The sequence below is a fragment of the Brevundimonas sp. RM1 genome (assembly GCF_052907225.1).
In genome coordinates this window covers 1-25,418 of the sequence record NZ_JBRERY010000023.1, presented here as the reverse complement: position 1 = coordinate 25,418, position 25,418 = coordinate 1, and the positions used below count along the sequence as shown (strand labels likewise).

General features: G+C 69.3%; 32 protein-coding genes, 1 pseudogene and 1 riboswitch. Of the genes and pseudogenes, 14 read left to right on the top strand and 19 right to left on the bottom strand.

Features of this window, described 5'->3' with window-relative positions; translation table 11 throughout:
* From ACU5AP_RS14245 to ACU5AP_RS14195, 11 genes are all read right to left on the bottom strand, one after another.
* On the bottom strand, nucleotides 1-300 hold a 300-nt coding region (locus ACU5AP_RS14245; RefSeq protein ID WP_446681389.1), incomplete at its 3' end, for an ATP-binding protein.
* Complete coding sequence (locus ACU5AP_RS14240) at nucleotides 300-1,148, bottom strand: tol-pal system protein (protein WP_088411104.1); 849 nt, start codon at nucleotides 1,146-1,148, stop codon at nucleotides 300-302. The genes ACU5AP_RS14245 and ACU5AP_RS14240, both read right to left, overlap by 1 nt.
* A 43-nt stretch (nucleotides 1,149-1,191) precedes the next feature.
* On the bottom strand, nucleotides 1,192-2,340 hold the full coding sequence (locus tag ACU5AP_RS14235) for a DUF3667 domain-containing protein (RefSeq protein WP_313521029.1): 1,149 nt from the start codon (nucleotides 2,338-2,340) through the stop codon (nucleotides 1,192-1,194).
* Nucleotides 2,341-2,449: 109 nt separating this feature from the next.
* Entirely contained in the window at nucleotides 2,450-3,004 is a 555-nt protein-coding gene (pal, locus tag ACU5AP_RS14230; protein WP_003163860.1) for a peptidoglycan-associated lipoprotein Pal, read from the bottom strand.
* 152 nt (nucleotides 3,005-3,156) lie between these two features.
* Nucleotides 3,157-4,539 (bottom strand): Tol-Pal system beta propeller repeat protein TolB, encoded by a 1,383-nt coding sequence (gene tolB / locus ACU5AP_RS14225; RefSeq protein ID WP_040344558.1) that lies wholly within the window; start codon nucleotides 4,537-4,539, stop codon nucleotides 3,157-3,159.
* Nucleotides 4,540-4,658: 119 nt separating this feature from the next.
* Complete coding sequence (locus tag ACU5AP_RS14220; protein WP_446681388.1) at nucleotides 4,659-5,522, bottom strand: hypothetical protein; 864 nt, start codon at nucleotides 5,520-5,522, stop codon at nucleotides 4,659-4,661.
* A gap of 6 nt (nucleotides 5,523-5,528) precedes the next feature.
* Nucleotides 5,529-5,993 (bottom strand): ExbD/TolR family protein, encoded by a 465-nt coding sequence (locus ACU5AP_RS14215; protein ID WP_040344561.1) that lies wholly within the window; start codon nucleotides 5,991-5,993, stop codon nucleotides 5,529-5,531.
* Nucleotides 5,994-5,996: 3 nt separating this feature from the next.
* Nucleotides 5,997-6,752: a protein TolQ gene (tolQ, locus tag ACU5AP_RS14210; RefSeq protein ID WP_088411099.1), complete on the bottom strand. Its 756-nt coding sequence runs from the start codon at nucleotides 6,750-6,752 to the stop codon at nucleotides 5,997-5,999.
* A gap of 123 nt (nucleotides 6,753-6,875) precedes the next feature.
* On the bottom strand, nucleotides 6,876-7,340 hold the full coding sequence (gene ybgC, locus ACU5AP_RS14205) for a tol-pal system-associated acyl-CoA thioesterase (protein ID WP_088411098.1): 465 nt from the start codon (nucleotides 7,338-7,340) through the stop codon (nucleotides 6,876-6,878).
* A 4-nt stretch (nucleotides 7,341-7,344) separates the two neighbouring features.
* Nucleotides 7,345-7,728 carry a hypothetical protein gene (locus ACU5AP_RS14200; RefSeq protein WP_223850955.1) on the bottom strand — a complete coding sequence of 128 codons (384 nt, stop codon included), beginning with the start codon at nucleotides 7,726-7,728 and terminating at the stop codon, nucleotides 7,345-7,347.
* An 84-nt stretch (nucleotides 7,729-7,812) separates the two neighbouring features.
* A complete protein-coding gene (locus ACU5AP_RS14195; RefSeq protein WP_003163865.1) occupies nucleotides 7,813-8,022 on the bottom strand; it encodes a hypothetical protein in 210 nt (69 codons plus the stop codon).
* Nucleotides 8,023-8,148: 126 nt separating this feature from the next.
* Here ACU5AP_RS14195 and ACU5AP_RS14190 point away from each other — a divergent pair, with 126 nt between their 5' ends.
* The 7 genes from ACU5AP_RS14190 to ruvB all read left to right on the top strand — a co-directional run bounded on the left by ACU5AP_RS14190 (nucleotide 8,149) and on the right by ruvB (nucleotide 13,441).
* Complete coding sequence (locus ACU5AP_RS14190; RefSeq protein ID WP_003163866.1) at nucleotides 8,149-8,922, top strand: YebC/PmpR family DNA-binding transcriptional regulator; 774 nt, start codon at nucleotides 8,149-8,151, stop codon at nucleotides 8,920-8,922.
* 122 nt (nucleotides 8,923-9,044) lie between these two features.
* Nucleotides 9,045-9,563, top strand: a complete 519-nt coding sequence (locus ACU5AP_RS14185; protein WP_003163867.1) for a hemerythrin domain-containing protein — start codon at nucleotides 9,045-9,047, stop codon at nucleotides 9,561-9,563.
* A complete protein-coding gene (locus tag ACU5AP_RS14180; RefSeq protein WP_003163868.1) occupies nucleotides 9,556-10,257 on the top strand; it encodes an MgtC/SapB family protein in 702 nt (233 codons plus the stop codon). The genes ACU5AP_RS14185 and ACU5AP_RS14180 overlap by 8 nt, the downstream gene beginning before the upstream one ends.
* A 59-nt stretch (nucleotides 10,258-10,316) precedes the next feature.
* Nucleotides 10,317-11,039 (top strand): MgtC/SapB family protein, encoded by a 723-nt coding sequence (locus ACU5AP_RS14175; RefSeq protein WP_312294383.1) that lies wholly within the window; start codon nucleotides 10,317-10,319, stop codon nucleotides 11,037-11,039.
* A gap of 68 nt (nucleotides 11,040-11,107) precedes the next feature.
* A complete protein-coding gene (gene ruvC, locus ACU5AP_RS14170) occupies nucleotides 11,108-11,620 on the top strand; it encodes a crossover junction endodeoxyribonuclease RuvC (RefSeq protein ID WP_128719509.1) in 513 nt (170 codons plus the stop codon).
* Nucleotides 11,617-12,240: a Holliday junction branch migration protein RuvA gene (gene ruvA / locus ACU5AP_RS14165; RefSeq protein ID WP_313521022.1), complete on the top strand. Its 624-nt coding sequence runs from the start codon at nucleotides 11,617-11,619 to the stop codon at nucleotides 12,238-12,240. Before ruvC ends, ruvA begins: the two co-directional genes overlap by 4 nt.
* 169 nt (nucleotides 12,241-12,409) lie before the next feature.
* A complete protein-coding gene (gene ruvB / locus ACU5AP_RS14160) occupies nucleotides 12,410-13,441 on the top strand; it encodes a Holliday junction branch migration DNA helicase RuvB (protein WP_076223384.1) in 1,032 nt (343 codons plus the stop codon).
* A 10-nt stretch (nucleotides 13,442-13,451) separates the two neighbouring features.
* Here the strand turns inward: ruvB and ACU5AP_RS14155 are convergent, their stop codons facing one another.
* Together ACU5AP_RS14155 and ACU5AP_RS14150 are read right to left on the bottom strand one after the other, a co-directional pair.
* Entirely contained in the window at nucleotides 13,452-14,297 is an 846-nt protein-coding gene (locus ACU5AP_RS14155) for a ribokinase (protein WP_128719507.1), read from the bottom strand.
* The gene (locus ACU5AP_RS14150; protein ID WP_128719506.1) at nucleotides 14,294-15,229 is read right to left on the bottom strand and encodes a nucleoside hydrolase; all 936 of its coding nucleotides are present in this window, start codon (nucleotides 15,227-15,229) and stop codon (nucleotides 14,294-14,296) included. The genes ACU5AP_RS14155 and ACU5AP_RS14150 overlap by 4 nt, the downstream gene beginning before the upstream one ends.
* Before the next feature lie 111 nt (nucleotides 15,230-15,340).
* On the opposite strand from ACU5AP_RS14150, the gene ACU5AP_RS14145 reads away from it, so the two are divergent.
* Nucleotides 15,341-16,012 carry a DsbA family oxidoreductase gene (locus ACU5AP_RS14145; RefSeq protein ID WP_128719505.1) on the top strand — a complete coding sequence of 224 codons (672 nt, stop codon included), beginning with the start codon at nucleotides 15,341-15,343 and terminating at the stop codon, nucleotides 16,010-16,012.
* 110 nt (nucleotides 16,013-16,122) lie between these two features.
* On the opposite strand, the gene ACU5AP_RS14140 is transcribed toward ACU5AP_RS14145, so the two are convergent.
* The 3 genes from ACU5AP_RS14140 to ACU5AP_RS14130 all read right to left on the bottom strand — a co-directional run bounded on the left by ACU5AP_RS14140 (nucleotide 16,123) and on the right by ACU5AP_RS14130 (nucleotide 17,771).
* Nucleotides 16,123-16,950: a hypothetical protein gene (locus ACU5AP_RS14140; protein ID WP_128719504.1), complete on the bottom strand. Its 828-nt coding sequence runs from the start codon at nucleotides 16,948-16,950 to the stop codon at nucleotides 16,123-16,125.
* 135 nt (nucleotides 16,951-17,085) lie between these two features.
* Nucleotides 17,086-17,268 (bottom strand): hypothetical protein, encoded by a 183-nt coding sequence (locus ACU5AP_RS14135; RefSeq protein ID WP_128719503.1) that lies wholly within the window; start codon nucleotides 17,266-17,268, stop codon nucleotides 17,086-17,088.
* Nucleotides 17,265-17,771 carry a zeta toxin family protein gene (locus tag ACU5AP_RS14130; protein ID WP_128719502.1) on the bottom strand — a complete coding sequence of 169 codons (507 nt, stop codon included), beginning with the start codon at nucleotides 17,769-17,771 and terminating at the stop codon, nucleotides 17,265-17,267. The genes ACU5AP_RS14135 and ACU5AP_RS14130 overlap by 4 nt, the downstream gene beginning before the upstream one ends.
* A gap of 485 nt (nucleotides 17,772-18,256) precedes the next feature.
* On the opposite strand from ACU5AP_RS14130, the gene ACU5AP_RS14125 reads away from it, so the two are divergent.
* On the top strand, nucleotides 18,257-18,553 hold the full coding sequence (locus ACU5AP_RS14125; RefSeq protein WP_198478728.1) for a hypothetical protein: 297 nt from the start codon (nucleotides 18,257-18,259) through the stop codon (nucleotides 18,551-18,553).
* Nucleotides 18,554-18,653: 100 nt separating this feature from the next.
* Here the strand turns inward: ACU5AP_RS14125 and thiC are convergent, their stop codons facing one another.
* Nucleotides 18,654-20,561 (bottom strand): phosphomethylpyrimidine synthase ThiC, encoded by a 1,908-nt coding sequence (thiC, locus tag ACU5AP_RS14120; RefSeq protein ID WP_223850956.1) that lies wholly within the window; start codon nucleotides 20,559-20,561, stop codon nucleotides 18,654-18,656.
* 68 nt (nucleotides 20,562-20,629) lie between these two features.
* Nucleotides 20,630-20,739, bottom strand: a riboswitch (TPP riboswitch).
* 56 nt (nucleotides 20,740-20,795) lie between these two features.
* On the opposite strand from thiC, the gene ACU5AP_RS14115 reads away from it, so the two are divergent.
* The 3 genes from ACU5AP_RS14115 to ACU5AP_RS14105 all read left to right on the top strand — a co-directional run bounded on the left by ACU5AP_RS14115 (nucleotide 20,796) and on the right by ACU5AP_RS14105 (nucleotide 23,552).
* Nucleotides 20,796-21,248 (top strand): GNAT family N-acetyltransferase, encoded by a 453-nt coding sequence (locus ACU5AP_RS14115; protein WP_128719501.1) that lies wholly within the window; start codon nucleotides 20,796-20,798, stop codon nucleotides 21,246-21,248.
* 224 nt (nucleotides 21,249-21,472) lie between these two features.
* Complete coding sequence (locus tag ACU5AP_RS14110; protein WP_446681387.1) at nucleotides 21,473-22,135, top strand: aspartate/glutamate racemase family protein; 663 nt, start codon at nucleotides 21,473-21,475, stop codon at nucleotides 22,133-22,135.
* Between the two features lie 70 nt (nucleotides 22,136-22,205).
* The gene (locus ACU5AP_RS14105; protein ID WP_446681386.1) at nucleotides 22,206-23,552 is read left to right on the top strand and encodes a Gfo/Idh/MocA family protein; all 1,347 of its coding nucleotides are present in this window, start codon (nucleotides 22,206-22,208) and stop codon (nucleotides 23,550-23,552) included.
* A 54-nt stretch (nucleotides 23,553-23,606) separates the two neighbouring features.
* Here the strand turns inward: ACU5AP_RS14105 and ACU5AP_RS14100 are convergent, their stop codons facing one another.
* Complete coding sequence (locus tag ACU5AP_RS14100; protein WP_252865777.1) at nucleotides 23,607-23,891, bottom strand: hypothetical protein; 285 nt, start codon at nucleotides 23,889-23,891, stop codon at nucleotides 23,607-23,609.
* Between the two features lie 93 nt (nucleotides 23,892-23,984).
* Between ACU5AP_RS14100 and ACU5AP_RS14095 the strand changes: the two genes are divergently transcribed.
* Nucleotides 23,985-24,743 (top strand): ribonuclease T2 family protein, encoded by a 759-nt coding sequence (locus ACU5AP_RS14095; protein ID WP_313522048.1) that lies wholly within the window; start codon nucleotides 23,985-23,987, stop codon nucleotides 24,741-24,743.
* Nucleotides 24,744-24,790: 47 nt separating this feature from the next.
* Nucleotides 24,791-25,168: a hypothetical protein gene (locus ACU5AP_RS14090; protein WP_046651837.1), complete on the top strand. Its 378-nt coding sequence runs from the start codon at nucleotides 24,791-24,793 to the stop codon at nucleotides 25,166-25,168.
* A 27-nt stretch (nucleotides 25,169-25,195) separates the two neighbouring features.
* Here ACU5AP_RS14090 and ACU5AP_RS14085 read toward each other — a convergent pair.
* Nucleotides 25,196-25,418: pseudogene (locus ACU5AP_RS14085) on the bottom strand (hypothetical protein); the annotation flags it as partial.

The following is a 25,418-nucleotide window of genomic DNA, read 5'->3' as shown; positions in this document are numbered from 1 at the left end:
GGGACCGCCGCGCGCGCCCTGCCACGCCAGCCCCCGCCAGTCGGCGCCCGCCGCACGCGCGGCCTCGGCGGCGAAACGGGTCCAGTCCGCGCTATCGGGGTGGAGATTGTGGTCGACCGTCAGGGCCAGAAGCCGCCGCCCCCTCGCCTTGGCCCAACCGGCGGCGAGGTCCAGCAGGGCCAGGGAATCGCCCCCGCCCGACAGGGCCAGGGCCACCGGCTCAGGCCCGGCGCGGTTCAGGCGTGCGTCCAACCGGGCCCAAATCCGCCGAAGCAGATCCCGGCCGGCCAGATCGCCCATCAGCTGCAGCTGGCGCGCGTCCGAAGCTGGGTCGCGCGGGTCTTCTGCGCCGCCGTGGCCGCCTCGGCGTAGCGGCGGCCGAACTCGGTCAGGGCGCCGCAGGCCTGGGTCGCGCGGTCGGTGGCGCGCAGGGCCTCGGCCAGCTTCAGCGTCGTCTCAGGCGCCCACGGCGTGCGCGGCCAGCCGTTCAGGGCGGCGGCGTAGGCCTGAACCGCCGAAGCGTTGTCGCGCGCGGCGACGTGCAGATCGCCCAAACGGCTGTTGGCCTCGCGCGCCTGGGGCGTGTTCGGCCAGGTGACGATGACGGTCTCCAGCGCGCGTCCACCGCGCGCCGCGTCCTCGCCCGCCAGACGCATGGCGGCCTGCAGATCCTGCGCCGCATCGCCGGTCGGCGAGTGGGCGACGATCGGCCCGTTCAGTTCAGCGGCTTCCTCGGCGGCCTTTTCGGCGCGCTCGACGCGGCCTTCCAGATCGCGCAGGCGGCGGCTCAGCTGCGTGTTCTCGCGCGTGACCTCGTCCAGTTGGAAAGTCAGACGCTCGCTGTCGGCGTTCATGCGCTGGAACGTCTGCTCCACGTCGCTCAGACGGCGCTCCATGATCGAGACCTGGCCTTGCAAGGCCACGACCTCGGGATCCGTCTCGACCAGCACCGGCTCCCCGGCCGCGTTGCGCTGGGTCAGGGCGCGCTCCAGACGGCGGACGTTGCGGTCCAGCTGGTCCAGGCGGCGCTTGTCCCACTGGATCGGCTCCATCGGCTGCACCTGGGCGACGACGGCGCCCCCGATCAGGGTCAGGCCGATCGCCGTCAGGACGGCGGGTTTGGTGAGGCGGAATGGCGTCTTCAGCATGGTCCTGTCGTCCCATCGATTTGCGGCGACGGCAAGGCCTCGATCAATGTCCGAGGCCCAGATAGATGATGGCGACGATGAACAGCGTCGCCGCGATCTCGCAGAAGATCAGCAGCGCCACCGTCCGCCACAGGGTCGAAAAGACTTTCAGGCTGTAGGCGCCCTTCAACTGGGCGAACATGTGCGCCGGCACGATCAGGGCCGCGATCGTCGCGGCCGCCGCGCCCGCTCCCTTCAGCGTCGTGGCGACCAGCACCACCGCCATCAGCAGCAGGGACATGAAGGTCAGGGAATAGAGGACGAAGACCCCGTGGTCGTACAGGGTGAAGCCCCGCTTCCACAGGAACATCAGGGCGACGAAGGGGATCGACAGCGGCACCAGCAGGAAGGCGAATTTGTAGATGGTCTGCTGCAGCTTGTAGAGCGCCAGGTCCGGGTTCTTCAGCTTCTTGGCGACGGTCTTGGTCAGGCCGTTGGTCTGGCCGTCCGTGCCGACGCTGGAGGCGATGTCCGCCACCTGGGCCTGCCAGCTGCCCGAGGCCAGACCGTCCTTGCGGCCCTCGATCGCGTCCTTCTGCAGACGCTCCAGCTTGGCCTTCTCAGCAATGACGCCGGCTTCAGCTCCGGCCAGAGCGCCGGCGGCGGCGCCGGCCCGCGCGCCGCTGTTGAACGCCGGGGGCGAGCCGTCCGACGGCTCCATCGCCGCCTCCGCCGCATCGACTTCCTTGCGGGCGGCGGCGGCGACCTGCTCCGCTTCGACTATCGCCTCCTTCTGGGCCTCGATCTGCTGCGGCAGGGACGGGAGCGTCACCGCCTGATGCGGCATGAAGCTGAGGGCGAAGAACATGACGAACAGCGTGAACAGGAACATCGCCAGCGGCGAGACGTAGCGGGTCCGCTTGCCCTGCACCCATTCGCGGGTCAGCCGCCCCGGATTGAGGATCAGCAGCGGCAGGGTGCGCCACAAACGGCCGTCGAAATGCATCACCCCGTGCAGCAGCTCTTCGCCCAGATGCAGCAAGGTGCGGTGGACATGGGCCGCCTGGCCGCAGTTGGAGCAGAAGTTGCCCGTAACCTCGGCCCCGCAGTCGGCGCAGGCGCCGTGAGCTTCGCCCGCATGGCCCGTCGGCTTCTCGATCGCCCCGGCGATGACGCCCGCCGTCACCGCTCCGCCCGCCGCTTCCAGATCCATGCTGTCCCTCCCCAGGATTCGCGGCGGACTTTGATCGTCTGGAGGCGCAAAGAAAAGAGGCGCCGGCTTGCGCCAACGCCTCGATCCGTCTGTTTTTTACGTCGCGTGTTTAGCGCGGCGCGCCCGACACGATGGCGGTGCGGGCGTTGCGGTTCTGGGCCCAGGCCGACTCGTTCGAACCTTCGGCGATCGGACGTTCCTTGCCGAAGCTGATGGTGTCGATGCGGGCGGCCGGAACGCCGCGGCTGATCAGGTAGGAGCGAACGGCCTCGGCGCGGCGGGCGCCCAGGGCCAGGTTGTATTCGCGCGTGCCGCGTTCGTCGGCGTTGCCTTCGATGCGGACCGTGACCTGCGGATAGCGGGCCAGCCAGGCGGCCTGGGCGTCCAGACGCGGCTGGGCCTCGGCGCGCACCGAATAGGAGTCCAGGTCGAAGTAGACGCGGTCGCCGACGTTGACGACGAAGTCCTGCTCCGAGCCGGGCGCCGGGGCGCCGACGTTGCCGCCGCTGACGGGGCCGGTCGGGGCGGTCGGATACTGCGGGCCGACGGCCGGCGGCGGCGTTTCGACCGGCACGGCCGGCTCGACCTTGGGCTTGGTGCAGGCGGCCAGCGAGGCCATGGCGACGCCGACAGCGGCGAGCCGGATCAGGGTGGAGGTGTTCATGGATCGTCTCCTTCTCATTCGGTTCGAGGCCGACGCCTCTAGCTTGACTGTATGCGAGCGCTGCTAACGCGCAGCGCAACACCGCGCCAGCCGCGATAACGCACAGTTTATGGGAATGGCTCCGCTCGTGATCTCACGAAGCCGTAAGTCCGTCAGGCCGGGCAGGAATCCGCGCCCTGACCGATGCCCAGATTGACCGGCGGCGCGTCCAGCAGACCCGACCAGGCCGGGTCCGAACCGCGTCCGTCATAGCCCGCCTGAGACACGACGCGGCCCGACAGGTCGACGGTCCACAGACGGGTGTCGCCGCCGGGGCTCTGACGCGCGAAGGCGATGTAGCGGCCGTTCGGCGCCCAGGACGGGCCTTCCTCGAAATAGGAGGACGATAGGATGCGCTCGCCCGTGCCGTCGGACTTCATCACGCCGATGTGGAAGCGGCCGCCTTGCTGCTTGGTGAAGGCCACCAGGTCGCCGCGCGGGCTCCAGGCCGGGGCGGTGTAGCTGCCGCCGCCGCGGCTGATCGGGCGCTGGCCCGAGCCGTCCGCCCGCATGGTGTAGAGGCGCGCCGAACCCGAACGGTCCGAGGTGAAGACGATCTGATTGCCGTCGGGGCTGAACGACGGCGAGGTGTCGATGCCGGGGTCGGTCGTCAGACGCGACAGCTGGCGGCTGCGCAGGTTCATCACATAGACGTCGGTGTTGCCGCCCCGGATGATCGAGAAAGCCATCTTCGACCCGTCGTTCGAGAAGCGCGGGGCCAGCACCTGGCCGTCGAACTCGCCCAGGCTTTCGCGGCGGCCGGTCGACAGGTTGTAGAGGTAGATGCGGCTGTAGTCCTTGCCCAGCGCCACATAGGTCACTTCATCGGGGTTCGAGGCCGAGAAGCGCGGCGACATGATCACCTCATCGCCCTGGGTCAGGAAGACGGGGTTGTAGCCGTCCTGGTCGACGATGGTCAGGCGCGACAGCTTGTTCAACTGGGTGCCGCTTTCGGACACGAACAGGACGCGGGAATCGAAGAAGCCCGCCTCGCCGGTCAGGCGCTGATAGACCACGTCCGAGATCTTGTGCGCGATGCGGCGCCACTGCTCGGAAGTGGCGGTGAACTGATAGGAGACCAGCTGGCACTGGCGATAGGGGTCGTACAGGCGGAAGCCCACGTCGATCCGCCCGTCCGCGCGCGGCGTCACCCCGCCGTACAGCACCGCCTGGGCGCCGATGGAGGTCCACTGCGGGAAGTTCGGGGCGTTGGCAAGGGTCAGGCCCGTCTCGACGAAGCTGGCCGGGTTCAGCGGATCGAAGAAGCCGGATCGCTTCAGGTTGCCGCTGATGACGCCCGAAATCTGCGACCCGTTCTGGCCAGTGAAGGGCACGACGGCGATCTGAAGCGGGCGCAGCACGCCCTCGTCCACCACCACATCCTGCATCGGCGCCCCGACGGCCGGGGTGGATTGCGCCTGGACGGACCCGCCCAGCGCCAGGGGCGCGGTCATCGCAAGCACGGCGGCCGAGGCGAGAAGGCGGTTCAGGCGCATGGATCGATCCTTCGGGTCGTTACGGTCAGGCTGGCCGCCCCTCTTTAACATCAGCGCGGCGGATGATCGCCAGCTTCACGGGGATTTGGGCGACTTTGGGGTGATAGGCGATTTACGTCCTAACGGTTCCCGCATTGACGCTTGGTTTCAAAGCGGAAGGGCACTTCCTGCGCCTGGAAACCATCGGGCACGGTGAAGGGCGAGGTCGCCCGCAGCGCGCGCAACATGGCCTCGGATGCGGCGCGCCAGGTCGGGTCGTTCCGGGTGTCCTGAAGGCGCGGCGTGCCGATGATCTGGCCGTCGGCGCTCAACCGCACCGTCACGCGGATCACCAGGTCGTCCATGCCCGGCATGTCGCAGTTCAGGTTCCAGTTCGGCGTCACCTGGGCGCCCAGGGCGGCAAGCTGCGGCCCGGTCGCGCGCGGCGCGGAGCCCGCGCCCTGCTGGCCCGGCGCCGGACGGCCGCGGTTCTGGGTCGGGCGCGGCGGCCCGGCCAGGGCGTCAAGGTCCAGTCCCGGCGCCGGGCGCGTACGCGGCGGCGTGGCGGGGGCCTTCTTCTCGGGCGGATTAGGCGTGGGCCGAGGCGACGGCGTCGGCGCCTTCTTCTCAGGCGGCGTCGGGGTCGGCCGCGGCGTAGGCGTGGGACGCGGCGTCGGGGCCTTTTTCTCGGGCGGAGTCGGGGTCGGGCGCGGCGCGGGCGGCGTCGGGCGCGGTTGCGGCGCGGGCGGCGTGGGGTCCGGCTCGAGCGGAGTCGGCTCGGGCGGGGTCTCGACCGGGGCCGTCTCCCCATCCTCGAGCGAAGGCTCCTCCTGCGGATTGTCGGCGGGCGCAGCGGCGATCTCGATGTCCGAGACGATCGACACCGGCACGGAGTTCACCAACGGCTTCGGCTCGTCTTTCGACGACCAGGATACGAAGGCGAGCGCCACCACCCCCGCGTGCAGGGCGATGGAGCCGAGGATGGCGGGGCTGGGGCGGCGCAAGGTCCGTCAGCCCTCCGTCGGCTCGTCGGCGGCGGTGTCGGTGATCAGGTTCAGCTTGGTGAAGCCCGAGGCCGACAGGCGCGCCATCACGCGCGCCACGGCCTGATAGGGGGCGCGGCCGTCGGCGCGGATGAAGATGGCCTTGTCGCGCGCGTTCTCGCCGCCCTCTTCCGCCACGCGCAGGGCCAGTTGCTCCCAGCGGACCTCGCCCTCGCCGATGAAGATGGCGCCGTTCCGGTCGATGCTGACCGTAACCGGCTTGTCGGTCGTCTCGACCGCGCTGGCTTCGGTCTTGGGCAGTTCGACCGGCACCCCGACCGTCAGCAGCGGCGCCGAGATCATGAAGATGATCAACAGCACCAGCATGACGTCCACCAGGGGCGTGACGTTGATCTCGCTCAGCGGCCGTTTGCGTGCGCGACGACGGCCGCGCCCGCGCGCTTCACCGCCGCCTCCTCCACCCAGGGCCATGGATCAGGCGCCCCGGCGCAGGTTCAGGTCGGACGACGGCGGCGGGGGCGGAGGCGGCGGCGTCGCAGGCGCGCCCAGACGCCGGGCGATGGCCGACTGCAGATCGTCCGCAAAGGCCTCCAGACGGCCCGTGAACTTGCCCGCCGACACCGAGAAGGCGTTGAAGGCGATATAGGCCGGGATGGCCGCCGCCAGGCCGATGGCCGTGGCGAACAGGGCCTCGGCGATGGCCGGGGCCACGGTCGTCAGATTGGTGTTGCCCGCCGCCGCAATGCTGTCGAAGGCGTTCATGATGCCCCACACCGTGCCGAACAGGCCGATGAAGGGCGAGGCCGTGGCGACCACCGACAGCACGCCCAGACCGTTCTCGATCTTCTGGCTTTCCCGAGCGATGACCGAATCCAGCGCCCGGTCGATACGGGCGATCAGCATGTTCCCTTGCGTGTCCGTCATGGCTCCGCGCGCGCGCGCCTCGCGCCAGTCCTGCAGGGTCAGCACCAGCATGCGCGGCAGGGGATCGACCGGCTGAGGCCCAGCCTGGGCGGCGACCTCCTCCAGCGAGCGGCCGCTCTCGACCTGCTTTTCGAACTCGGTCGCGCGGGCGTTCATGCGTGAGAACCGCACCGCCTTGTCGATGATGATGGTCCAGGACCAGACCGAGGCCGCGGCCAGGCCGATCATCACCGTCTTGACCACCCAGTCGGCGGTCATGAACAGCTCGATGGGATTCAGCAGGGAGGCGTCGGCGGGCGGAGTCATGCGTGGTCCTTGGCGAAGAGTCCGTTCATCCGCCTTTTGCACCGGGCGGACGTGGCGGTTTCATGGCGGCGGGTCTAGCGGGCGTCGCGCCCGGCGTCATCAGCCTACCGGCTGACAACCTCGTTATTGCCGAGCCGATCCTGTTTCCCCCGACAGCCAGGGCGTCACCAGTTCGATCAGCCGCTTCGTCGGACGGCGCGGACGCCCGTCCAGATGGATGCAGACGGCGACGACGTCCGCCCGGCACAATACGTCGCCGTCGCGCTCGACCGTCTGGCGGATGATCAGGCGCGGCCCCTTGATCGCCTCATAGCGGGTGCGCACCACCAGGGCGTCGTCGATCCGCGCGGGCTTCAGATATTTGATCGCCAGGTCCGACACCACGAAGGCCAGCGGCTCCTCCTGCTCCAGCAGGTCGACATGCCCTACCCCCGCCAGACGCAGGAAGTCCGACCGCCCCCGCTCGAAATAGCGGACGTAGTTGGCGTGATAGACCAGGCCGGTGAAGTCAGTGTCCTCGTAATAAACCCGCACGGGCAACAGGTGATCGCGGCCGTCGAAGCGGCCGGCGCTGGGTTGGTCGGTCATGGTCTCAGCTCTTGCCGGAAACGGCGGCGGGCGCCGGGGCGTCGAAGCCCGGACAGTAGCGCGATTTCAGCGTCGCGAACTCGCCCGTCAGCGGGTCGTGGCTCATCAGGATGCGGTTGGGCCGGGAAACGAAGGCCACGGCCTCCCGACTGCCCTTCAGCCCGGCGTAGCCGCAGGCGGCCTTGCCGCGCCCGGCCTCGACATGCCGGACCTCGGCCTGCGGCCCCATCTGTTCGCGCACCTGCTCAAGCGCGCGTTCGGCGGGCGTGGTCTGGCGGGGTCCGAAGCGCGCCCCCTGGGTCAGGGCGTAGAGGCTGAAACCGCCCAGCACCAAGACAGCCGCGCCGAGCACGACGATCATCCGGTTCATCCTGCGGGGATGCGCCAAGGCCGCCTCCTTCTGGGAAAGGGAGGATGACCGGCTTTACCGCCGAGGTGAAGTCTTTTTGCGAAAGATTCGCGCGACGTCTGCTCAGTCGCGGTCGTAGAGGCGCATCACGGCCAGGGCGCCGATGGTGGTCAGCACGCCCAGCGCAAAGGCGCCGACCAGCGAGCTGGTGGCCGCCGCCGTCGACACCGTGACGGGCCGCTTGGCGTACCACTGAACGATCTCGCCGGCGTGGGCGTGATCGATGCCCTCGTCATAGGCTTCGTCCAGATAGGTGTCGTCGGCGGCGGCCATCGGCGTCTCCAATTCTTGCCTGCGCATAATCCCCGGCGCGTTCGGGCGGTTCCCCTCTCGTGACAGAGGAAGCGCCATCCAGTAAAGGGCGCCCCTCAGCATATTCGACATCTGGCGAGCGACTCCATGGCCGGCCATTCCAAATTCAAGAACATCATGCACCGCAAGGGCCGCGCTGACGCGGTCCGTTCAAAGCTCTTTTCGCGCCTGTCACGGGAAATCACCGTGGCGGCCAAGTCGGGGATGCCCGACCCGGCGATGAACCCCCGGCTGCGCCTGGCGGTGAACAACGCCAAGGCCGAATCGATGCCGAAGGAAAACATCGAGCGCGCCATCAAGAAGGCCTCGGGCGGCGAAGTCGATGCGATGGAGGAGATCCGCTACGAGGGCCGCGGCCCCGGCGGCGTCCAGGTCATCGTCGAAGTCCTGACCGACAACCGCAACCGCGCCGCCTCGGGCGTACGCTCGGCCTTCGCCAAGAACGGCGGCGCCCTGGGCGAAAGCGGCTCGGTCACCTTCATGTGGGACCGGGTCGGCAAGATCCACTATCCGGCCGAGGCGGGATCTGAAGACGCCGTGATGGAGGCCGCCATCGAGGCCGGCGCCGCCGACGTCGAGAGCGACCTGGTCAAGCCCGACATCTATGAGGATGCGCCGGGCCACACCATCTGGACCGCCTTCGAAGACCTGAACGAAGTGGCCGAGGCCATGTCCAAGGTGCTGGGCGACCCCAAGTCGACCGCCATCGTCTGGAAGCCGCAGTCGGAGATCGACCTGACGGGCGATTCGGTCGGCGTCCTGTTCAAGCTGCTGGACGCCCTGGACGGCGAAGACGACGTGCAGCAGGTCTATTCGAACGAGAACATCTCGGACGAAGACGCGGCCAAGTACGCGGGCTGATCCGCACGCGATGATCCTGTCCCCGACGCCGCCCCCATGCGGGAGCGACGTCGGGGCTCAGGAACCGGACCTGAGTTCGGAGGCTTCTTAGGGCTCAAGCCTTGCCGCGAGGAGCCCGCCCCATGGACATCACCCAGCTGATCCTCGATGACCACGCCGAACAGCGTAGGCTGTTCTCGCTGATCGAGCAGATCGGCGCGGACAATGTCGAGGCGCTGGAGGCGGTCTGGGGGCGGCTGTCGGCCTTTCTGGACGCCCACGCCGAGGCCGAGGAACGGCATTTCTATCCCGCCCTGCTGAAACTGGGCGAGGGCGTCAATGACGCAGACGACGGCACGGTCGAGGGCGAGACCGAGGACGCCATCGAGGATCACAACAAGCTGCGCGACGCGGTGAAGGCGGTGGCCGCGCACGCGGTCGGCAGTCGCGCCTGGTTCGACGCGGTCGGCGCGGCCAACATCGTCAACTCCAAGCACATGGGCGAGGAGGAGCGGCAGGGGCTGACCGACTTCCGCCTGAACGCAGACCTGCAGACGCGGCACGACCTAGGCGTGCGCTTCGCCGCCTTCCAGGCCCGCCACATCGCCGGGGTGAAGCCGGTCAACAAAGACCCCGAAACCTACGTCGAGAACCATGGCTGACGCCGCCTGGCTGGAGACCGTCGTCCTGCCCATCGCCGGCGCCCTGATCGCCGGCGGGATGATCGGCTTCGAGCGCGAGTGGCGCGGCCGACCGGCGGGGTTCCGCACCCACATCCTGGTCAGCCTGGCGTCCTGCCTGCTGATGCTGGCGGCCATGACCCAGGCCGACTGGGCTTTCCGCGCCCTGCCGGACGAGAACATCGTCACCGACCCCACCCGCATGGCCCACGGGGTGCTGACGGGAATCGGCTTCCTGTGCGCCGGGGTCATCTTCCGCACCGGCTTCTCCATCCACGGCCTGACGACGGCGGCCTCGCTGTGGATCACCTCGGCCATCGGCCTGCTGTTCGGGGCCGGCCTGTTCGCCCTGGGCGCGGCGGGGACGGTGATCACGGGCCTGATCCTGGTCGCGCTGCGGCTGGTCAGCGCGCGGCTGCCGGACCGCACCCTGACCGATGTGGAGGTGCGCTGGCGTCGTGACGGCCCCTCGCCCGAGGCCGAGGTCGAGGCCGCCCTGCGCGCGATCGATCCGAAGCCCGCGCCCGACCGTTTCGAACTGATCGACGACGGCGCGGTGGTGCGCCGCAGCTGGCGCGTCCACGCCGAGGGCGAGACGGCGCTCAAGACCCTGGCGGGGCGGCTGTCGGCCCTGCCTTCGGTCTGCGGCTACGTGCTGAATCCGCGCGACGACTGACGACTTGCCCCGGCCTGCGCGGAGGTCCAACCTGCGCGGTCGTTGGGAGCGTTGGGATCATGGCGATCGACTGGGGCGTGACGCATTGGGGCGTCGAGGAACTGAGTCTGCTGGCGCCGGTGGCCTCGGCCATGGCGGCGGGCGGACTGATCGGCATCGAGCGGACCTATCACGGCCATCCGGCGGGGTTCCGCACCCACATCCTGGTCTGCATGACCTCCTGCGTCCTGATGCTGGCGGCCATGCATCAGGCCAGCTGGGGCTTCGTCGCCCTGCCCGAGCAGCGGCTGGTGATCGACCCGACGCGGATGGCGCACGGCATACTGACCGGCATCGGCTTCCTGTGCGCCGGAGTGATCTTTCGCGAGCGGTTCTCGGTGCACGGCCTGACCACGGCGGCTTCGCTGTGGACCACCTCGGCCACCGGGGTGATGTTCGGGGTCGGCCTGTGGAAGCTGGGACTGATCGCGGCGGGGGCGACCCTGCTGGTGCTGGCCATCCTGCGCTTTCTCGACGCGCGCCTGCCCCACGTCGGGGTGCTGGACGTCACCCTGCGCTGGACGCGCGGCGCGGCGCCGCAAGAAAAGGCGCTGCGCGCCCTACTGGCCGAGAACGGCCTCAAGCCCACGCGTATCGGCCATGTCGTCAGCCCCGACGGCCAGATCCACGAACACCACGTCAAGGCGCGGGGCCCCATGCCGCTGAAGGTCGACGCCCTGTCCCGCGCCCTGTCGGATCAGGCGGGTCTGGCCGGTTTCTCGGTCATGCCCAGAGACGATTGAGCCGACATCGGGCCCTGAGGCTGCGCCCGGTCATTGTTCGCTAACCCTCTTTGGGGCAATAGGAACGGATGGCGAACGAAACGACTCGGATCCTGGGGCTGGACCCCGGCCTGCGCCGCACCGGCTGGGGCGTCATCGAAAGCGAGGGCAGCCGCCTGCGCTGGATCGCGCACGGCGTCGTCGCGCCCGACGACAAGGCGCCCTTCTCCGAGCGGCTGCTGCATCTGCTGGAGCGGGTCGGCGAGGTCTGCGCCGCCTATGACTGCGACGAGGCGGCGATCGAAGAGGTCTTCGTCAACGTCAATCCGGCCTCGACGCTGAAGCTGGGCCATGCGCGGGCGGCGGTCATGCTGGCCCCGGCGCGGGCGGGTCTCAGCGTCGCCGAATACGCCCCGACCCTGATCAAGAAGGCGGTGGTGGGCGCCGGGCAAGCCGACAAGAGCCAGATCGCCTTCATGATCAAACGGCTGCTGCCCGCCTCGGGCGAGGTCAAAGCCGACGCCGCCGATGCGCTGGCCGTGGCCGTCACCCATGCGCATCATCGTCGGTTTCGGGCCTTGCCGGTGCGAGGCGCGGCATGATCGGCCGTCTGCGCGGCATACTGGCCGAGGTCGGCGAGGTGGAGTGCCTGATCGACTGCGGCGGCGTGGGCTATGTGGCCGCCTGCGGGGCGCGGACGCTGGGCCGACTGCCCGCGCCGGGCGACGAGACCCTGCTATTCATCCAGAGCCAGTGGAGCCAGGATCAGGGGCCGCGCCTCTACGGCTTCCTGAGCCGCGACGAGCGCAAGGTCTTCAACCTGATGCTGACCATTCAGGGCGTGGGGCCGAAGGCTGCGCTGGGGGTGCTGGACGTGCTGCCGCCCGCCGAACTGGCCGCCGCCGTCGCGCGCGAGGACAAGGCCGCCGTGGGACGCGCCAACGGCGTGGGGCCGAAACTGGCCCTGCGCATCGTCACCGAACTGAAGGGCAAAAGCCTGAGCGAGGGCGTCTTCGCCCCGACCGCGCCCGGCGTCCACGCCGAGGTCGCCGTCGCCCCGCCGCCGCCCAGCGTCACGGGCGAGGCGGTCGCCGCCCTGCTGGGCCTGGGCATCGCCGAGGTCAACGCCCGCCGCGCCGTCGATCACGCCTTGATCAAGCTGGGCGAGGACGCCGAACTGCCCCTGGTCATCCGCACGGCCCTGCAGGAGCTGGGACGATGAGGGACGCTGCGACTATCCCTTCTCCCCTTGTGGGAGAAGGTGGCAGGCGTAGCCTGACGGATGAGGGGTTGCGCCCACATCCAGCGCTGCCTGACATCACCGATAAAGAGACCCCTCATCCGACCTCGCCGCGCTCGGCCACCTTCTCCCACAAGGGGAGAAGGACGAAATGACTGACGACCGCATCATCTCGCCTGCCCCTGCGCCCGGCGAGCAGCACGACCGCGCCCTGCGGCCCCAGACCCTGTCCGAGTTCGTCGGCCAGTCGGCGGCCAAGGGCAATCTGAAGGTCTTCATCGACGCCGCTCGCGCCCGCTCCGAGGCGCTGGACCACGTCCTGCTGTTCGGGCCTCCGGGGCTGGGCAAGACGACGCTGGCGCAGATCGTGGCGAGGGAGCTGGGCGTGGGCTTCCGCGCCACCTCCGGCCCCATCCTGGCCAAGGCGGGCGACCTGGCGGCCATCCTGACCAACCTCGAACCGCGCGACGTCCTGTTCATCGACGAGATCCACCGCATGGCGCCCCAGGTGGAGGAGATCCTCTATCCGGCGATGGAGGACCATGTGCTGGACCTGATCATCGGCGAGGGGCCGTCGGCGCGCAGCGTACGCATTGATCTGGCGCCCTTCACCCTGGTCGGGGCGACGACGCGGGCGGGCTTGCTGGCCACGCCGTTGAGGGATCGCTTCGGCATCCCGCTGCGGCTGGAGTTCTATACGCCCGAAGAGCTGACGGCGGTGATCCGCGGGGCGGCGCGCAAGATGGGCGCGGCCATTACCGAGGACGGGGCGATGGAGATCGCACGCCGCGCGCGCGGCACGCCGCGTATCGCCGGGCGCCTGCTGCGCCGGGTGCGGGACTTCGCCGATGCTGAAGGCGGCCCCATCGACCGGCTGGCGGCGGCGCGGGCGCTGGCGCGGCTGGAGGTGGACGAGGCCGGGCTGGACAGTCTGGACCGCCGCTTCCTCAAGGCCTTGATCGAGAACTACGGCGGCGGGCCGGTCGGCATGGACACCCTGGCCGCCGCCATCGCCGAGGCGCGCGACGCCGTCGAGGACGTGATCGAGCCGTATCTGCTGCAGCAGGGCTTCATCCAGCGCACGCCGCGCGGCCGCATGGCCTGCGCACGCGCCTATGAACACCTCGGCCTTGAGACGCCGCAAGCGCCGCCCGCCGCCGCGCCGGACCTGTTCGGGAAGTAGAGCGCGCGCCCTACTCCGCCATCAGCGCCTCGACCTCGGCGCGGTCGCCCAGCGACGGCTGCGCTCCCGGCCGGGTCGCCGCCAGCGCCCCGGCGGCGCAGGCGAAGTGAAGCACGGCGTCCGGCTCCATGCCTTCCAGCAGGGCCACGGCGATCGCCCCGACGAAGGCGTCGCCCGCCCCCACCGCGTCCACGGCCGTGATACGCGGCGGCGTGGCCCAGGCCATCGCCACCCCGCGCCGGTACATGACCGCCCCGCGCGCGCCCTTGGTCACGACCACCAGCCCGCCGCCGACGTGCAGGGCGTCGCCGTAGAAGGCGGCCTCCGTCTCATTGACCACCAGCAGGTCGGCGCGGCGCAGCAGGGCCTCCGACACCGGCGCGGCGGGCGCCAGGTTCACGCAGACGAAGTCCGTCGCCCGGCCGACCGCCGCCTCCACCGTCTCGATCGGCAGCTCCAGCTGGGCGATCAGCGGCGTCTCGATCCGGGCGGGCAACTGCTCCGGCGTGACGAAGTGGTTGGCCCCGGCAGCGACCGTGATCTGGTTCTCGCCGGTCGGATCGACGGTGATCAGGGCCACGCCGGTCGGCGCCGCGATGTCCGTCTCCACCCCTGACAGGTCGACGCCGTGGGCCAGCATCAGGGCCACCGCCGCGCCCGACATCTCATCGTCGCCGACCCGGCCGATCAGCGAGACTTCGGCGCCCAGCCGACGCGCGGCCAAAGCCTGATTGGCGCCCTTGCCGCCAGGGTGGCGCGACAGGGTTGCCCCCGTCACCGTCTCGCCCGGCGCAGGCAGGGACGGCGCCGCCGCCACCATATCCAGATTGATCGAGCCGACGACGGTGATCCTCATGCGCCTTCTCCCAAACGCTGGGTGATCAGGGCGAAGATCCCGGCCGCGTCGGCCTTCGTCGCCCAGAAATGGTTCGCCCCGGCCGCCTCGACGCGGAACTCGACCGCCGTGTGGCCTCGGGTCAGGTCGCTTTCGGTCTCCACCGCGATGCGGCAGGGAGCCAGCTCGAACAGGTCAGGCCGCAACAGCCAGGCCACGGTGCAGGGGTCATGCAGCGGCCCTGCGTCCCAGCCGACGATCCGCCGCTCCACCCGCTGGGAGAAGCGCAGCATGGCCGCCGCCGTGCGGGCCGAGGTCTTGCGCAGGGCCTCGATCGCCGCGATCCGCTCTTCCGTCGCCCGCACCTGATGGGTGGCGTCCAGCCCCATGACGATCATGCGGCAGCCCGAAGCGAAGACCTCGGCCGCCGCCTCGGGGTCGGCCCAGATGTTGAACTCGGCCGATGCGGTGATGTTGCCGCCTTCCGAGCGCGCCCCGCCCATGACCACGACCGGCCCCAGATGCGCCGCCAGCGCCGGTTCGGCTCGCATGGCCAGCGCCAGATTGGTCATCGGCCCCATGACGGCCAACGCCACGGAACCCGCAGGCCGCGCCATCACCAGGCGCACGATGGCCTCAGTCGCCGTGCCCTCGGCCACAGGGGCGGCGGGCTCGAACGGGGTCAGGTCGCCCAGCCCCTCAGGCCCGTGGAACTCGCCCGCCCCGGCCGGGTCGCGGCGCAGGGGGCGCTCGGCGCCCGCGAACACCGGCACGTCCTCGCGCCCGGCGATCTGGCGCAGGATGCGGGCGTTGCGCGCGGTCTTTTCGGCGCTGACGTTGCCCCCGACCGTGGTCACGGCCAGCAGGTCGAGGTCAGCAGAGGCGAAGGCGGTCAGCAGCCCCGTGGCGTCATCCACGCCGGGGTCGCAATCAATGATCAGGCTCTGTTTCACTGATCCGGTGTGCCGGTTGGCAGGCCATGAATCAATGCCCGGCGCGCCTTGCCTCCTCCCTTCGCGCGCCCATATGCTTCGTCACACTCGCTGTTCCAGAAAGCCGCCGCCATGACCGACGCCGCCCCGCTCAAGCCGCTGAAGATCGACTTCGTCTCCGACGTCATGTGCCCCTGGTGCGCCGTGGGGCTGGGCGGGCTGGAGCAGGCGCTGGAGCGTCTGGAGGGCGAAGGGATCGCCGCCGACATCGCCTTCCAGCCGTTCGAGCTGAACCCCGACATCGCCCCCGAGGGCGAGAACATGGGCGAGCACCTGGCCCGCAAATACGGCTCCACCCCCGAACAGTCGGCCGCCAACCGCGCCGCCATCACCGCCCGCGCCGCCGAGGTCGGGGTCGAGATGAACTTCCGCGACGACAGCCGCATGTGGAACACCTTCGACGCCCACCGCCTGCTGCACTGGGCCGGGCTGACGGCGCCGGACAAGCAGGCGGCGCTGAAGCACGCCCTGTTCGGCGCCCACTTCACGCAAGGGCGCAACGTCTCGGACGCGGGCGTCCTGACCGAGGCGGCCGAGGCCGCCGGGCTGGACCGCGCCGAGGCGGCCGAGGTGCTGGCGTCTGGCCGCTATATGCAGGAGGTCCGCACGGCGCAGGCCCTGTGGCGCGCGCGGGGGATCACCTCCGTCCCCGCCGTGGTGGTGGAGGACAAATATCTGATCTCCGGCGGCCAGCCGACGCAGGTGTTCGTCAACGCCCTGCGCGAGATCGCGGGCAAGGCGTAAGGCCCCTCTCCCCTTGTGGGAGAAGGTGGACGGCGGAGCCGGACGGATGAGGGGTGGCGACGCCGTGTCCGCCCCATGTATCGGCCGGTGAGAGACCCCTCATCCGGCCCTTACGGGCCACCTTCTCCCACAAGGGGAGAAGGACCGGGAAAAACAGAGTCCAATTCGTCTGAATCGTCTGAAATCCCCGCCCTCTCTTCCGGCGCGAGGCGGGCGCTGAGGGCGTTGATGCGGGCCTCGACGGCGCGGCGGCCCGCGTGGTCGTCGGGGGCCAGGCGGGCGGCGTCGCGGGCGACGGCGGCGACCGCCTTCATGTCGGCTTCCAGCGTGTCGAGCGGGTCCGGTTCAGGCGCAGGCGGCGGGGTTTCCGGCTCGGCGGCGGCCAGCAGGGCCGGGTCCGTCAGCGCCCGCCAGGTGCGCAGCCACGACGCCGCCTCGGCCGCCCGGCCGCGCCGCACCGCCCGGTTCAGCCGCATCAGGGCCTGAGCCGCCATCGCGGCCAGATCGGGGGCGTCCGCCGCCGCATCCTCGAACGGATCATCGTCGTCGGGCCAGGGGTCCGGGTCGCCCGCGTCGCAGCGGCGCCAGCCCTCGCGCGCGGCGCGGGACCGCAGCGTCCCCAGCTTCAGCCCATAGCGGTCGCAGACGGCCTCGGCCGTATCCCCGGCCAGATAGTCGCGCCGCGCCGCCGCCCAGGTCGCCTCGGAGCGGACGCGATAGCCGTCCCGCGGCGCCGGGTCTTCGTAGTAGTGGCCGCGCGGGGCGTCAGTTACCTCGGCCCGCTCGGCGGTCGAGGGCCGCACATGGTCGGGGATGTAGGTGGTGTCGCCGTACTCGTCCTGCTCCCACCGGCCAGAGGCGATGATGCGCGGCGCCTCCTCATGCCAATCCTTCTCGGACCAGTCCTTCTCCCGCCCGCCCGAAGCCTGATCGTCCATCGCGCCGCCTCCTGCCTGAAAGGCGGAGGATGGAGGACGGGTGCGTCAGGATCGGACGCTTGCGTCGACTTTGGCTGGGAACCCTCATCCGGCCCTTCGGGCCACCTTCTCCCATCGGGAGAAGGACTGGAGAGGTCAGGCCCGCTTGCGCTTGGGTTCGACCTTCAGCGCGGGAGCGCCCGTGACCAGACGGCCCTTCCAGCCGGGAGGGGGCAGGAACTTGCCGGACTGCTCCTCCCGGGTGCCGTGCTTGGCCGTCTCGGCGGCGCGGCGCAGAGCCTTCAGGGTGGTTTCGTGGTCAAACAGCGGCTTGTTCATCGCGGTCCCCAATCTAGCAGTTCGGGGGTCTCGCCGCCACTGGCGTAGACCTGCCAGCTGTCGGCCAGCGGCCTGTAGACGGTTTCGAGGTAATCGAGGCTGAGCGGATAGCGTCGCCTCAGCGTCTCTTCGGGAATGCCGTGGCCGCCGCGCGCGACCCGGTGCGCGACGCGGGCGATGGAGACCTCGACCGAGGGCAGGCGCAGATATACCAGTTCGAAACGGTATCCGGCCGCCTTCCAGTCGCGGATGCGGCGGGCGTGGGTGCGCGTGGCCAGCGTCGTCTCCAGCACCACGTCGGCGCGGGCGTTGGTCAGTTCCTCCAGTCGCTCCAGCACCAGCCGCCCGGCGGCCAGATCACGACCGGGGCCATGCGGCAGGGACCGCGCCACTTCATCCGGATTGACGAACTGAAACGCCTCGGCCCGTTCGCGCAGGAAGCCATTGATGAAGGTGGTCTTCCCGGCGCCGTTCGGCCCGGCGAGGAGGACGAGGGTGGGCATTTCGATCCTCCCAGAAGTTGGGTCATCACCCAGCGCCTGACGCCTCACTTCATGAAGTCAAAGACGTATTGGTGAGGGTATGAGCGGAAGTGTGCGCACACCTTTTCCAATCGCCGGAACCGAACGCGCTCGTAAGCACGAACGGCAACCAACTTCACTCGATCGACGGTGTTATCCGCCATGGCAGTCTCCTTTGCTGCTGACGGAAATTCCGTCATCCCGGTCCGCCGTATGCGGACCCCGCCGCGTGGGGATGGCCGAAGCCGCAGAAAGGTTTGGATGATGACCCGACTCAGACCCTAGCAGAGCAAACGGGGACCGACGCAGCCAAAAATGACGACGCTTGAGCGCATTGCACAGTTGTCTTTCAAGCTCTTGCGGCCAGGGAAAGCGTCACCATATATCTCACAGACCAACGATATCACAACGAACCGCTGCTGCACCTGTCTGGGCTGCGAAGGTGTACTTATAAAGGATCTACGCTAATGATGACCTATGGCTTGAACTACCAATACCTCCCGAAAAACAGCCCGAACGGCCGTCCACTAGATAGTGGTTCGGCATTGCTGGACCACCCGGTGAAGGCTGAGGAGTTGGTCCTACTCCCGAATGTTGGCGATTACGTTCAGATTGATTACAGCGCCCGAGGTGGAGAGAGCTTCGCTGGAAAGGTCCGAAGCAAGCTCTTCCGGTACATGGTGAGGGACGATAGCCAATGGTGTCAGATCAATATCGTCGTCGAAGAAGATGACGACGACTGGGGTCTACTCATCAAGGAATAAGACCTCGAAACAGAGCGTGATCCTTTTCGGAATGCAAAAGCCCCCAGCCTTGGCTGGGGGCTTTATTCGTTACTCAGGCATGCGTCGGTGATGGAGGTGGTTAGACCTTAACCTCAATCTCCCCGCCCCCGGCCCGGAACTTGGCGCTCATCTCGGCCATGCCCGCCTCGGCGTCCGTCAGGCTGGCGCCCGCGTCGTTCTGGGCCTTGGCGGCGTCCCGGATGTCCTGGCTGATCTTCATGCTGCAGAATTTGGGGCCGCACATGGAGCAGAAGTGGGCGGTCTTGTGGGCTTCCTTCGGCAGAGTCTCGTCGTGGAATTTGCGGGCGGTCTCGGGGTCCAGGGAGAGGTTGAACTGGTCCTCCCAGCGGAACTCGAAGCGCGCGCGGCTGAGGGCGTCGTCATGGGCGCGGGCGCCGGGGTGGCCCTTGGCCAGGTCGGCGGCGTGGGCGGCGATCTTGTAGGTGATGACGCCGTCCTTGACGTCCTGACGGTCGGGAAGCCCTAAGTGCTCCTTGGGCGTGACGTAGCAGAGCATGGCCGTGCCGAACCAGCCGATCATCGCGGCGCCGATGGCCGAGGTGATGTGGTCATAGCCGGGGGCGATGTCGGTGGTCAGCGGGCCAAGCGTATAGAAGGGCGCCTCGTGGCAGTGCTTGAGCTGCTCATCCATGTTGGCCTTGATCTTGTGCATCGGCACGTGGCCGGGGCCTTCGATCATGACCTGGCAGCCCTTGGCCCAGGCGATTTTCGTCAGTTCGCCGAGGGTGCGCAGCTCGGCGAACTGGGCCTCGTCATTGGCGTCGGCGATGGAGCCGGGGCGCAGGCCGTCGCCGAGCGAGAACGAAACATCATAGGCGCGCATGATGTCGCAGATGTCCTCGAAATGCTCGTAGAGGAAGCTCTCCTTGTGGTGGGACAGGCACCACTTGGCCATGATGGAGCCGCCTCTGCTGACGATGCCCGTCACGCGCTTGGCCGTCATCGGCACGAAGGGCAGGCGCACGCCCGCGTGGATGGTGAAGTAGTCCACGCCCTGTTCCGCCTGTTCGATCAGGGTGTCGCGGAAGACTTCCCAGGTCAGATCCTCGGCGACGCCGTTCACCTTCTCCAGCGCCTGATAGATGGGGACGGTGCCGATGGGGACGGACGAGTTGCGGATGATCCAGTCGCGGATGTTGTGGATGTTGCGGCCGGTCGACAGGTCCATGACGTTGTCGGCGCCCCAGCGGGTGGCCCAGACCAGCTTGTCCACCTCGTCGTCGACGGACGAGAGGACGGCCGAGTTACCGATGTTGGCGTTGATCTTCACCAGGAAGTTGCGGCCGATGATCATCGGCTCGACTTCGGGGTGGTTGATGTTGTGCGGGATGATGGCGCGGCCGCGGGCGATCTCCTGACGGACGAACTCGGGGGTGACGAAGTCGGGGATCGAGGCGCCGAAGTCTTCGCCGTCGCGGATGCAGGGGGCGGTCTGTTCGCGGCGCAGGTTCTCGCGGATGGCGACGTATTCCATCTCGGGCGTGATGATCCCGGCCTTGGCGTATTCGTATTGCGTGACGGGGCGGCCCTCGACGCCCTTGAACACCTGATGGTTGGAGACGTCGAAGCGGGGGGCGAGGTGCTTGCCGCTGGCGTGGCCGTTGTCCTCGGGCTTGACCTCGCGCGGGTTCGCGACGGGGGCGATGTCGCCGCGATCCAGCTGCCAGCTGGATTTGACGCGCGGCAGGCCCTTCTTGATGTCGATGGTCACGGACGGGTCGGTGTAGGGGCCCGACGAGTCATACATCGTCACCGGCGGCTCATTGGCGCTGGGGTGGACGGCGACTTCACGGAAGGGGACGCGGATGTCGGGGAAGAGCTCGCCCGCCACATAGACCTTCTGGCCGCCCGCCCGGGGGCCGGTGGGGATGCGACCATGCTCGGCGGCGACTTCCTTGCGGGCGTCGGCGAGAGCGAGGTCGACCTGCGGCTCGTGCGGCTGTTCGTTGGTGACGTGGATATTCATTTGGCGGCCTCCTGCGAGAAGAGGTCCGCCGGCGCGGTAGGAGCGCCCCCTACGCCGGACTTCGGGCGTCGAAAGCGGTGAACTCGTCCCTTCGCCGGCATGACCCGGATCAGGTTCGACGGGTCAGAGGAGAAACCTCAATCTCAGCCGCTCGATTGCGACCCCCCGGAGAACGGCGCGACCCTAGCCCCTTTCCCCTGCGGGTCAAGCCGCGGGCGTGCTAGGGATCGGGACATGTTGACCATCCGCCCCTATCGCGCCGAGGATCGTGAGGCCTGCCTGGTTCTGTTCAACGGCAATATGCCGCGCTTCTTCGATGAGAGCGAGCGCGAGGGATTTGTCGCCTGGCTGGACGACCAAGCGCTGCGTCTGCCTTATCTGGTGATCGAGCGCGACGATCGGATCGTCGCCTGCGGCGGCCATGCCGTCCAGCCGGACGGCAGCAGCGTGGCGATGTGCTGGGGCATGGTGGGGAACGCCCTGCACGGTCAGGGTCTGGGCCGGGCGCTGACCGAGGCGCGGCTGGCGGCTGCGCGGGCGACGCCGGGCGTCCGACGCGTGGTGCTGGACACCGGCCCGCACACTCACAGCTTCTACGCCCGCTTCGGCTTCAAGACGGTGAAGGTCACGCCTGACGGCTATGCGCCCGGCATGGATCGCTGGGACATGGAACTGAAGCTGGATTGAGGGAGAGGGGGCGGCCCGGCTTCTCAGTCGGGGGGGCGTTAAGGCCGGGCCGCCGCAGACTTCGTCGGGGTTGGGGGGGCGTCCGACGTGTCCGATTGCACAATCCCCGGCCGCGATGTTGGTTCCGCTGATTTTCGCGTGTTAACGCTCTTTGTCGAACAATAATCGTTTTTCCCGCTGCGCCCGGTTTACTTGGCGCGAGGCGGTTCAGCAGGATCGTAAACATGGCGCGCGTACTGGGCGTTCTGGGCGGCATGGGGCCCGCCGCGACAACAGCCTTTCTGGCGCGGGTGCAGGCGCTGACGCCGGCCGGGGCGGACGAAGACCATGTGCGCGTCATCGCCGACATCAACCCCCAGGTGCCCAATCGCCATACTCAGCCCGAGGCGGCGGGCCGGACGCTGGGCGAGATGGCGCGGGCGCTGAAGGCGGCGGGGGCGCAGGTGCTGGCCATGCCGTGCAATACGGCCCACGCCCATGCGGGCGCCATCCGCGCGGCGGGCCTGCCCTTCATCGACATGATCGCCGAAACCGCGAAGGCGGCGGGCGCGACCGGGGCGCGGCGGGTCGGGGTGCTGGCCACGCCGGGCGCGGCCTTGCTGTACGCCGAGGCTCTGGCCGCCGAAGGGCTGGAGATGGTCGCCCCCTCCCCCGCCGAGCGCGAGCGGTTCATGCAGGTGGTGTTCGGGGTCAAGGCGGGCGACGTCGGACCTGACCAGCGCGCGGCCATCCGCGATCTGGCGCAGGCGCTGATCGCGGCGGGGGCCGAGGCGGTGATCGGGGGCTGCACCGAGGTTCCGCTGCTGCTGGATCAGGGCGACGTGGACGCGCCGCTGATCGACTCGGCCGAGGTGCTGGCGCGGGCCTGCGTGGCGGCGTGCCGCTGACCGGCCGCTAGGCGAGGCGCCCGGCTTGGCCTAAGCGGAAGGCGACGCCGTTTCAGCAGGAGCCTTCATCATGGATCGCCGCGCCTTCATCGCCGCTTCGTCCGCCGCCGTCGCCGCCTCGACCCTGGCCGGGCCGGCCCTGGCGCGGAACGACCGCTTGCAGATCGGGATCATCGGCACGGGGCTGAGGGCGCAGAGCCTGATGTCCATCCTGCTGAAGCGGGCCGATGTGGACATCGTCGCCCTGTGCGACATCGAACCGCTGATGATCGCGCGGGCCAAGGGGATGATCGCCGCCGCCGGGAAGCCTGCGCCGCGCGCCTATGAAGGAGCGCCGGATCAGGCCTATCGCGACCTGCTGGCCCATCCGGGGCTGGACGCCGTCATCATCGCCACCCCGTGGGAATGGCACGCCCCCATGGCCATCGCGGCGATGGAGGCGAAGATCCCGGTCGGCTGCGAGGTGGTGGCGGGCGTCAGCCTTCAGGATCACTGGGACGTGCTGGAGGCGCACGAGCGGACCGGCACGCCCTATATGGTGCTGGAAAACGTCTGCTATCGCCGCGACGTGCTGGCGGTGCTGAACATGGTGCGCGCCGGGCTGTTCGGCGAACTGGTCCATCTGCAGGGCGGCTATCAGCACGATCTGCGCGCGGTGAAGTTCAACAGCGGCGATCCGCAGAAGCCCTATGGCGGCGGGGTCGAGTTCGGGCCGAAGGGCTGGTCCGAGGCGCGCTGGCGCACCTGGCATTCGGTCAACCGCAACGGGGAGCTGTACCCGTCGCACGGCATCGGGCCGATCGCCAACTGGATCGACCTGAACCGGGGCAACCGGATGACGACGCTGACGGCCTACGCCTCCAAGGCGCGGGGGCTGCACGCCTATGTGGTCGACAACGGCGGGCCCGACCATCCGAACGCCAAGGTCCAGTTCAAGCTGGGCGATGTGGTGACGACCTCGATCGGCTGCGCCAACGGCGAGACCATCCTGCTGCTGCACGACACCAATCTGCCGCGTCCCTATTCGCTGGGCTTCCGGGTGCAGGGGGTGAAGGGGCTCTGGATGGATTTGAACCAGTCGGTCCACATCGAGGGCCGCAGCCCCGAGCACCAGTGGGAGGCGCAGGCGGCCTGGTTCGAGCAATACGACCACCCGCTGTGGAAGACCCACGCGGACACGGCGGCCGGGTCGGGGCACGGCGGCATGGACTTCTTCGTCATCCACGCCTTCGTCGAGGCGCTGAAAGCCAAGGCGGCGATGCCGCTGGACATCTATGACGCCGTCAGCTGGAGCGCGATCACCCCCCTGTCGGAGCAGTCGATCGCCGAGGGCAATCGCACGGTGAACTTCCCCGACTTCACGCGCGGGGCGTGGCGCGAGCGCAAGCCGATCTTCGGCTTCGACGGCGTGTATTGAGGCCTCTCCCGCTCCGTCACCCTCGGGACAAGCCCGAGGGTGACGGAGCAGAGGTCAGTTCTCCGACTTCTTGCCCATCAGGGGCGACAGCAGGCTGTTGACCTCGTCCATCTGGCCGTGGCCTTGGGCGGCGCGGTGCTCCAGTTCGTCGGCGCGGCGCTCAAGCGCGCGCGCGCGTTCGGCGCGCGGGTCGTCCTCGGGTACGGCGTGAAGGGCGGGACGACGGGCCTCCAGTTCGGCGATCAGCTCGTCGAAACGGGCCTGGTTCATGTTCTCGCCCTGCTCGAACAGGGCGATGGCTTCCTCCAGGGCGGCTTCAAAGGCGTCTTGATCGGGCATGGGCCTCATCCTCTTATGCTTACGCTTTCAATGAGCGGGGCCGTGCGCCGGTTCCGCCTTGGCCGCCGATCACGCAGGGTTTACGAGACCGCCATGCGCACCCTTTTCGCCTCCGCCGCCCTGATGGTCCTGTTGACCGCCTGCACCGTGTCGACGGAAGCGGCGCCGGAGCGAGCCGAGGTCGCGGGCGCCGTCTGCGACGTGCCGGACGACCTGCGCCCCGCCCGCCCCTATCGCATTCCGCAGGACGAGGTGGCGGCCGACGTGCCGGTCGCCTTCAACATGCTGGCGGTCAGTTGGTCGCCCCAGGCGTGCCGCAGCGGCAAGGACTATCCCGACGAACGCTATCAGTGCGCGGCCAATCAGTTCGGTTTGACCCTGCACGGACTATGGCCCAACGGCGCCGCTGACAAACACCCGCGCTATTGCGCCGCGCCCGGCCCGGCCATCCCGGTCGAGACGGTGCGCGAGCATTTCTGCATGATCCCCTCGCCCAGCCTGCAACAGCACGAATGGGCGGCGCACGGCACCTGCGGCTGGGACAGCCCCGAGGCCTATTTCGAGCAGGCGGCGAAGATGTGGGACGGGCTGAACAAGCCCGATCTGGAGGCCATCCCCGCCCAGCGCCTTACCGCCGGGGCGATCCGCGACGCCTTCGTCGCCGCCAATCCGGGCTTCCCGCGCGACGGGGTGTTCATCGCCACCACTGACGGCTGGTTCCGCGAGGCGCGGCTCTGCTACTCCCAGGACTATCGGCCGATGCGCTGCCCGCGCGGCCTGGGCGCGCCGGACCGCGCGCGGCTGAAGCTGGCCCCGAAAGGGGTTCCGGGCGGCGTGCAAACCGCCGGTTAACCAAAGCAGGCACAGGCTGCGGGGCTGCTGTTTCGCCCGAGGCCGTCATGTCGACCATGCTGACCCAGTCCCGCCGTCGTTCCAGCGACCATTTCCAGCCCGAGGACATGGAGCCGCAGGAGCAGCGCCGCCTGCGCGGCCTGCTGGAGCAGATCGACTACGCCGCCTATGTCGCCAACCGCGAACTGATCGGCCACGCCCTCGCCCAGGTCGACGTCGGCGCCTTTCAGAAGCTGGCCGTGCTGACGGCCCAGGCGCGGGCGCGCTGGGGCGCCGAGGCCGTGCGCCTGGCTGAATCCGGCGCCCCGGCCACCCCCGACCAGGTGGCCCGCCTGACCGCCGCCCGCACCGCCTATGACGAGCTGGCCGAGGCCTATGACGCGCTGCGCCGGATGGTGGAGCGGGGCTATCTGCCGCTGAAATAGACGCCGGGCGTCAGTCTCGCCGCGAGATCAGTCCAGCTTCTGCGGCCGGGTGACGATGGGGGCGTTGGGGTCGGTCTGGGCCGGACGCGCCTGGGTCGGCGGCAGGCCTTCGACCTGGGCCGGGGCGTCCGGTTGGGACGCGGCGGGCGGCGTCACCACCACCACCGGCGCGGGAGGCGGCGTCGCGGGCGCCTGGGTTGCGGGCGCCTGGGCTGCGGGCGGCGCGGGGTTCGGTCGGGGCGACGGCGCG

What these genes read in the sequence shown, in the direction of transcription:
- ACU5AP_RS14240 (WP_088411104.1), bottom strand. Translation starts at nt 1,148, where the DNA reads ATGCTGAAGACGCCATTCCGCCTCACCAAACCCGCCGTCCTGACGGCG.
- ACU5AP_RS14235 (WP_313521029.1), bottom strand. Translation starts at nt 2,340, where the DNA reads ATGGATCTGGAAGCGGCGGGCGGAGCGGTGACGGCGGGCGTCATCGCC.
- pal (WP_003163860.1), bottom strand. Translation starts at nt 3,004, where the DNA reads ATGAACACCTCCACCCTGATCCGGCTCGCCGCTGTCGGCGTCGCCATG.
- tolB (WP_040344558.1), bottom strand. Translation starts at nt 4,539, where the DNA reads ATGCGCCTGAACCGCCTTCTCGCCTCGGCCGCCGTGCTTGCGATGACC.
- ACU5AP_RS14215 (WP_040344561.1), bottom strand. Translation starts at nt 5,993, where the DNA reads ATGGCCCTGGGTGGAGGAGGCGGCGGTGAAGCGCGCGGGCGCGGCCGT.
- tolQ (WP_088411099.1), bottom strand. Translation starts at nt 6,752, where the DNA reads ATGACTCCGCCCGCCGACGCCTCCCTGCTGAATCCCATCGAGCTGTTC.
- ybgC (WP_088411098.1), bottom strand. Translation starts at nt 7,340, where the DNA reads ATGACCGACCAACCCAGCGCCGGCCGCTTCGACGGCCGCGATCACCTG.
- ACU5AP_RS14195 (WP_003163865.1), bottom strand. Translation starts at nt 8,022, where the DNA reads ATGGCCGCCGCCGACGACACCTATCTGGACGAAGCCTATGACGAGGGC.
- ACU5AP_RS14190 (WP_003163866.1), top strand. Translation starts at nt 8,149, where the DNA reads ATGGCCGGCCATTCCAAATTCAAGAACATCATGCACCGCAAGGGCCGC.
- ACU5AP_RS14185 (WP_003163867.1), top strand. Translation starts at nt 9,045, where the DNA reads ATGGACATCACCCAGCTGATCCTCGATGACCACGCCGAACAGCGTAGG.
- ACU5AP_RS14180 (WP_003163868.1), top strand. Translation starts at nt 9,556, where the DNA reads ATGGCTGACGCCGCCTGGCTGGAGACCGTCGTCCTGCCCATCGCCGGC.
- ACU5AP_RS14175 (WP_312294383.1), top strand. Translation starts at nt 10,317, where the DNA reads ATGGCGATCGACTGGGGCGTGACGCATTGGGGCGTCGAGGAACTGAGT.
- ruvC (WP_128719509.1), top strand. Translation starts at nt 11,108, where the DNA reads ATGGCGAACGAAACGACTCGGATCCTGGGGCTGGACCCCGGCCTGCGC.
- ruvA (WP_313521022.1), top strand. Translation starts at nt 11,617, where the DNA reads ATGATCGGCCGTCTGCGCGGCATACTGGCCGAGGTCGGCGAGGTGGAG.
- ruvB (WP_076223384.1), top strand. Translation starts at nt 12,410, where the DNA reads ATGACTGACGACCGCATCATCTCGCCTGCCCCTGCGCCCGGCGAGCAG.
- ACU5AP_RS14155 (WP_128719507.1), bottom strand. Translation starts at nt 14,297, where the DNA reads ATGAGGATCACCGTCGTCGGCTCGATCAATCTGGATATGGTGGCGGCG.
- ACU5AP_RS14145 (WP_128719505.1), top strand. Translation starts at nt 15,341, where the DNA reads ATGACCGACGCCGCCCCGCTCAAGCCGCTGAAGATCGACTTCGTCTCC.
- ACU5AP_RS14140 (WP_128719504.1), bottom strand. Translation starts at nt 16,950, where the DNA reads ATGGACGATCAGGCTTCGGGCGGGCGGGAGAAGGACTGGTCCGAGAAG.
- ACU5AP_RS14135 (WP_128719503.1), bottom strand. Translation starts at nt 17,268, where the DNA reads ATGAACAAGCCGCTGTTTGACCACGAAACCACCCTGAAGGCTCTGCGC.
- ACU5AP_RS14130 (WP_128719502.1), bottom strand. Translation starts at nt 17,771, where the DNA reads ATGCCCACCCTCGTCCTCCTCGCCGGGCCGAACGGCGCCGGGAAGACC.
- ACU5AP_RS14125 (WP_198478728.1), top strand. Translation starts at nt 18,257, where the DNA reads ATGATGACCTATGGCTTGAACTACCAATACCTCCCGAAAAACAGCCCG.
- thiC (WP_223850956.1), bottom strand. Translation starts at nt 20,561, where the DNA reads ATGAATATCCACGTCACCAACGAACAGCCGCACGAGCCGCAGGTCGAC.
- ACU5AP_RS14115 (WP_128719501.1), top strand. Translation starts at nt 20,796, where the DNA reads ATGTTGACCATCCGCCCCTATCGCGCCGAGGATCGTGAGGCCTGCCTG.
- ACU5AP_RS14110 (WP_446681387.1), top strand. Translation starts at nt 21,473, where the DNA reads ATGGCGCGCGTACTGGGCGTTCTGGGCGGCATGGGGCCCGCCGCGACA.
- ACU5AP_RS14105 (WP_446681386.1), top strand. Translation starts at nt 22,206, where the DNA reads ATGGATCGCCGCGCCTTCATCGCCGCTTCGTCCGCCGCCGTCGCCGCC.
- ACU5AP_RS14100 (WP_252865777.1), bottom strand. Translation starts at nt 23,891, where the DNA reads ATGCCCGATCAAGACGCCTTTGAAGCCGCCCTGGAGGAAGCCATCGCC.
- ACU5AP_RS14095 (WP_313522048.1), top strand. Translation starts at nt 23,985, where the DNA reads ATGCGCACCCTTTTCGCCTCCGCCGCCCTGATGGTCCTGTTGACCGCC.
- ACU5AP_RS14090 (WP_046651837.1), top strand. Translation starts at nt 24,791, where the DNA reads ATGTCGACCATGCTGACCCAGTCCCGCCGTCGTTCCAGCGACCATTTC.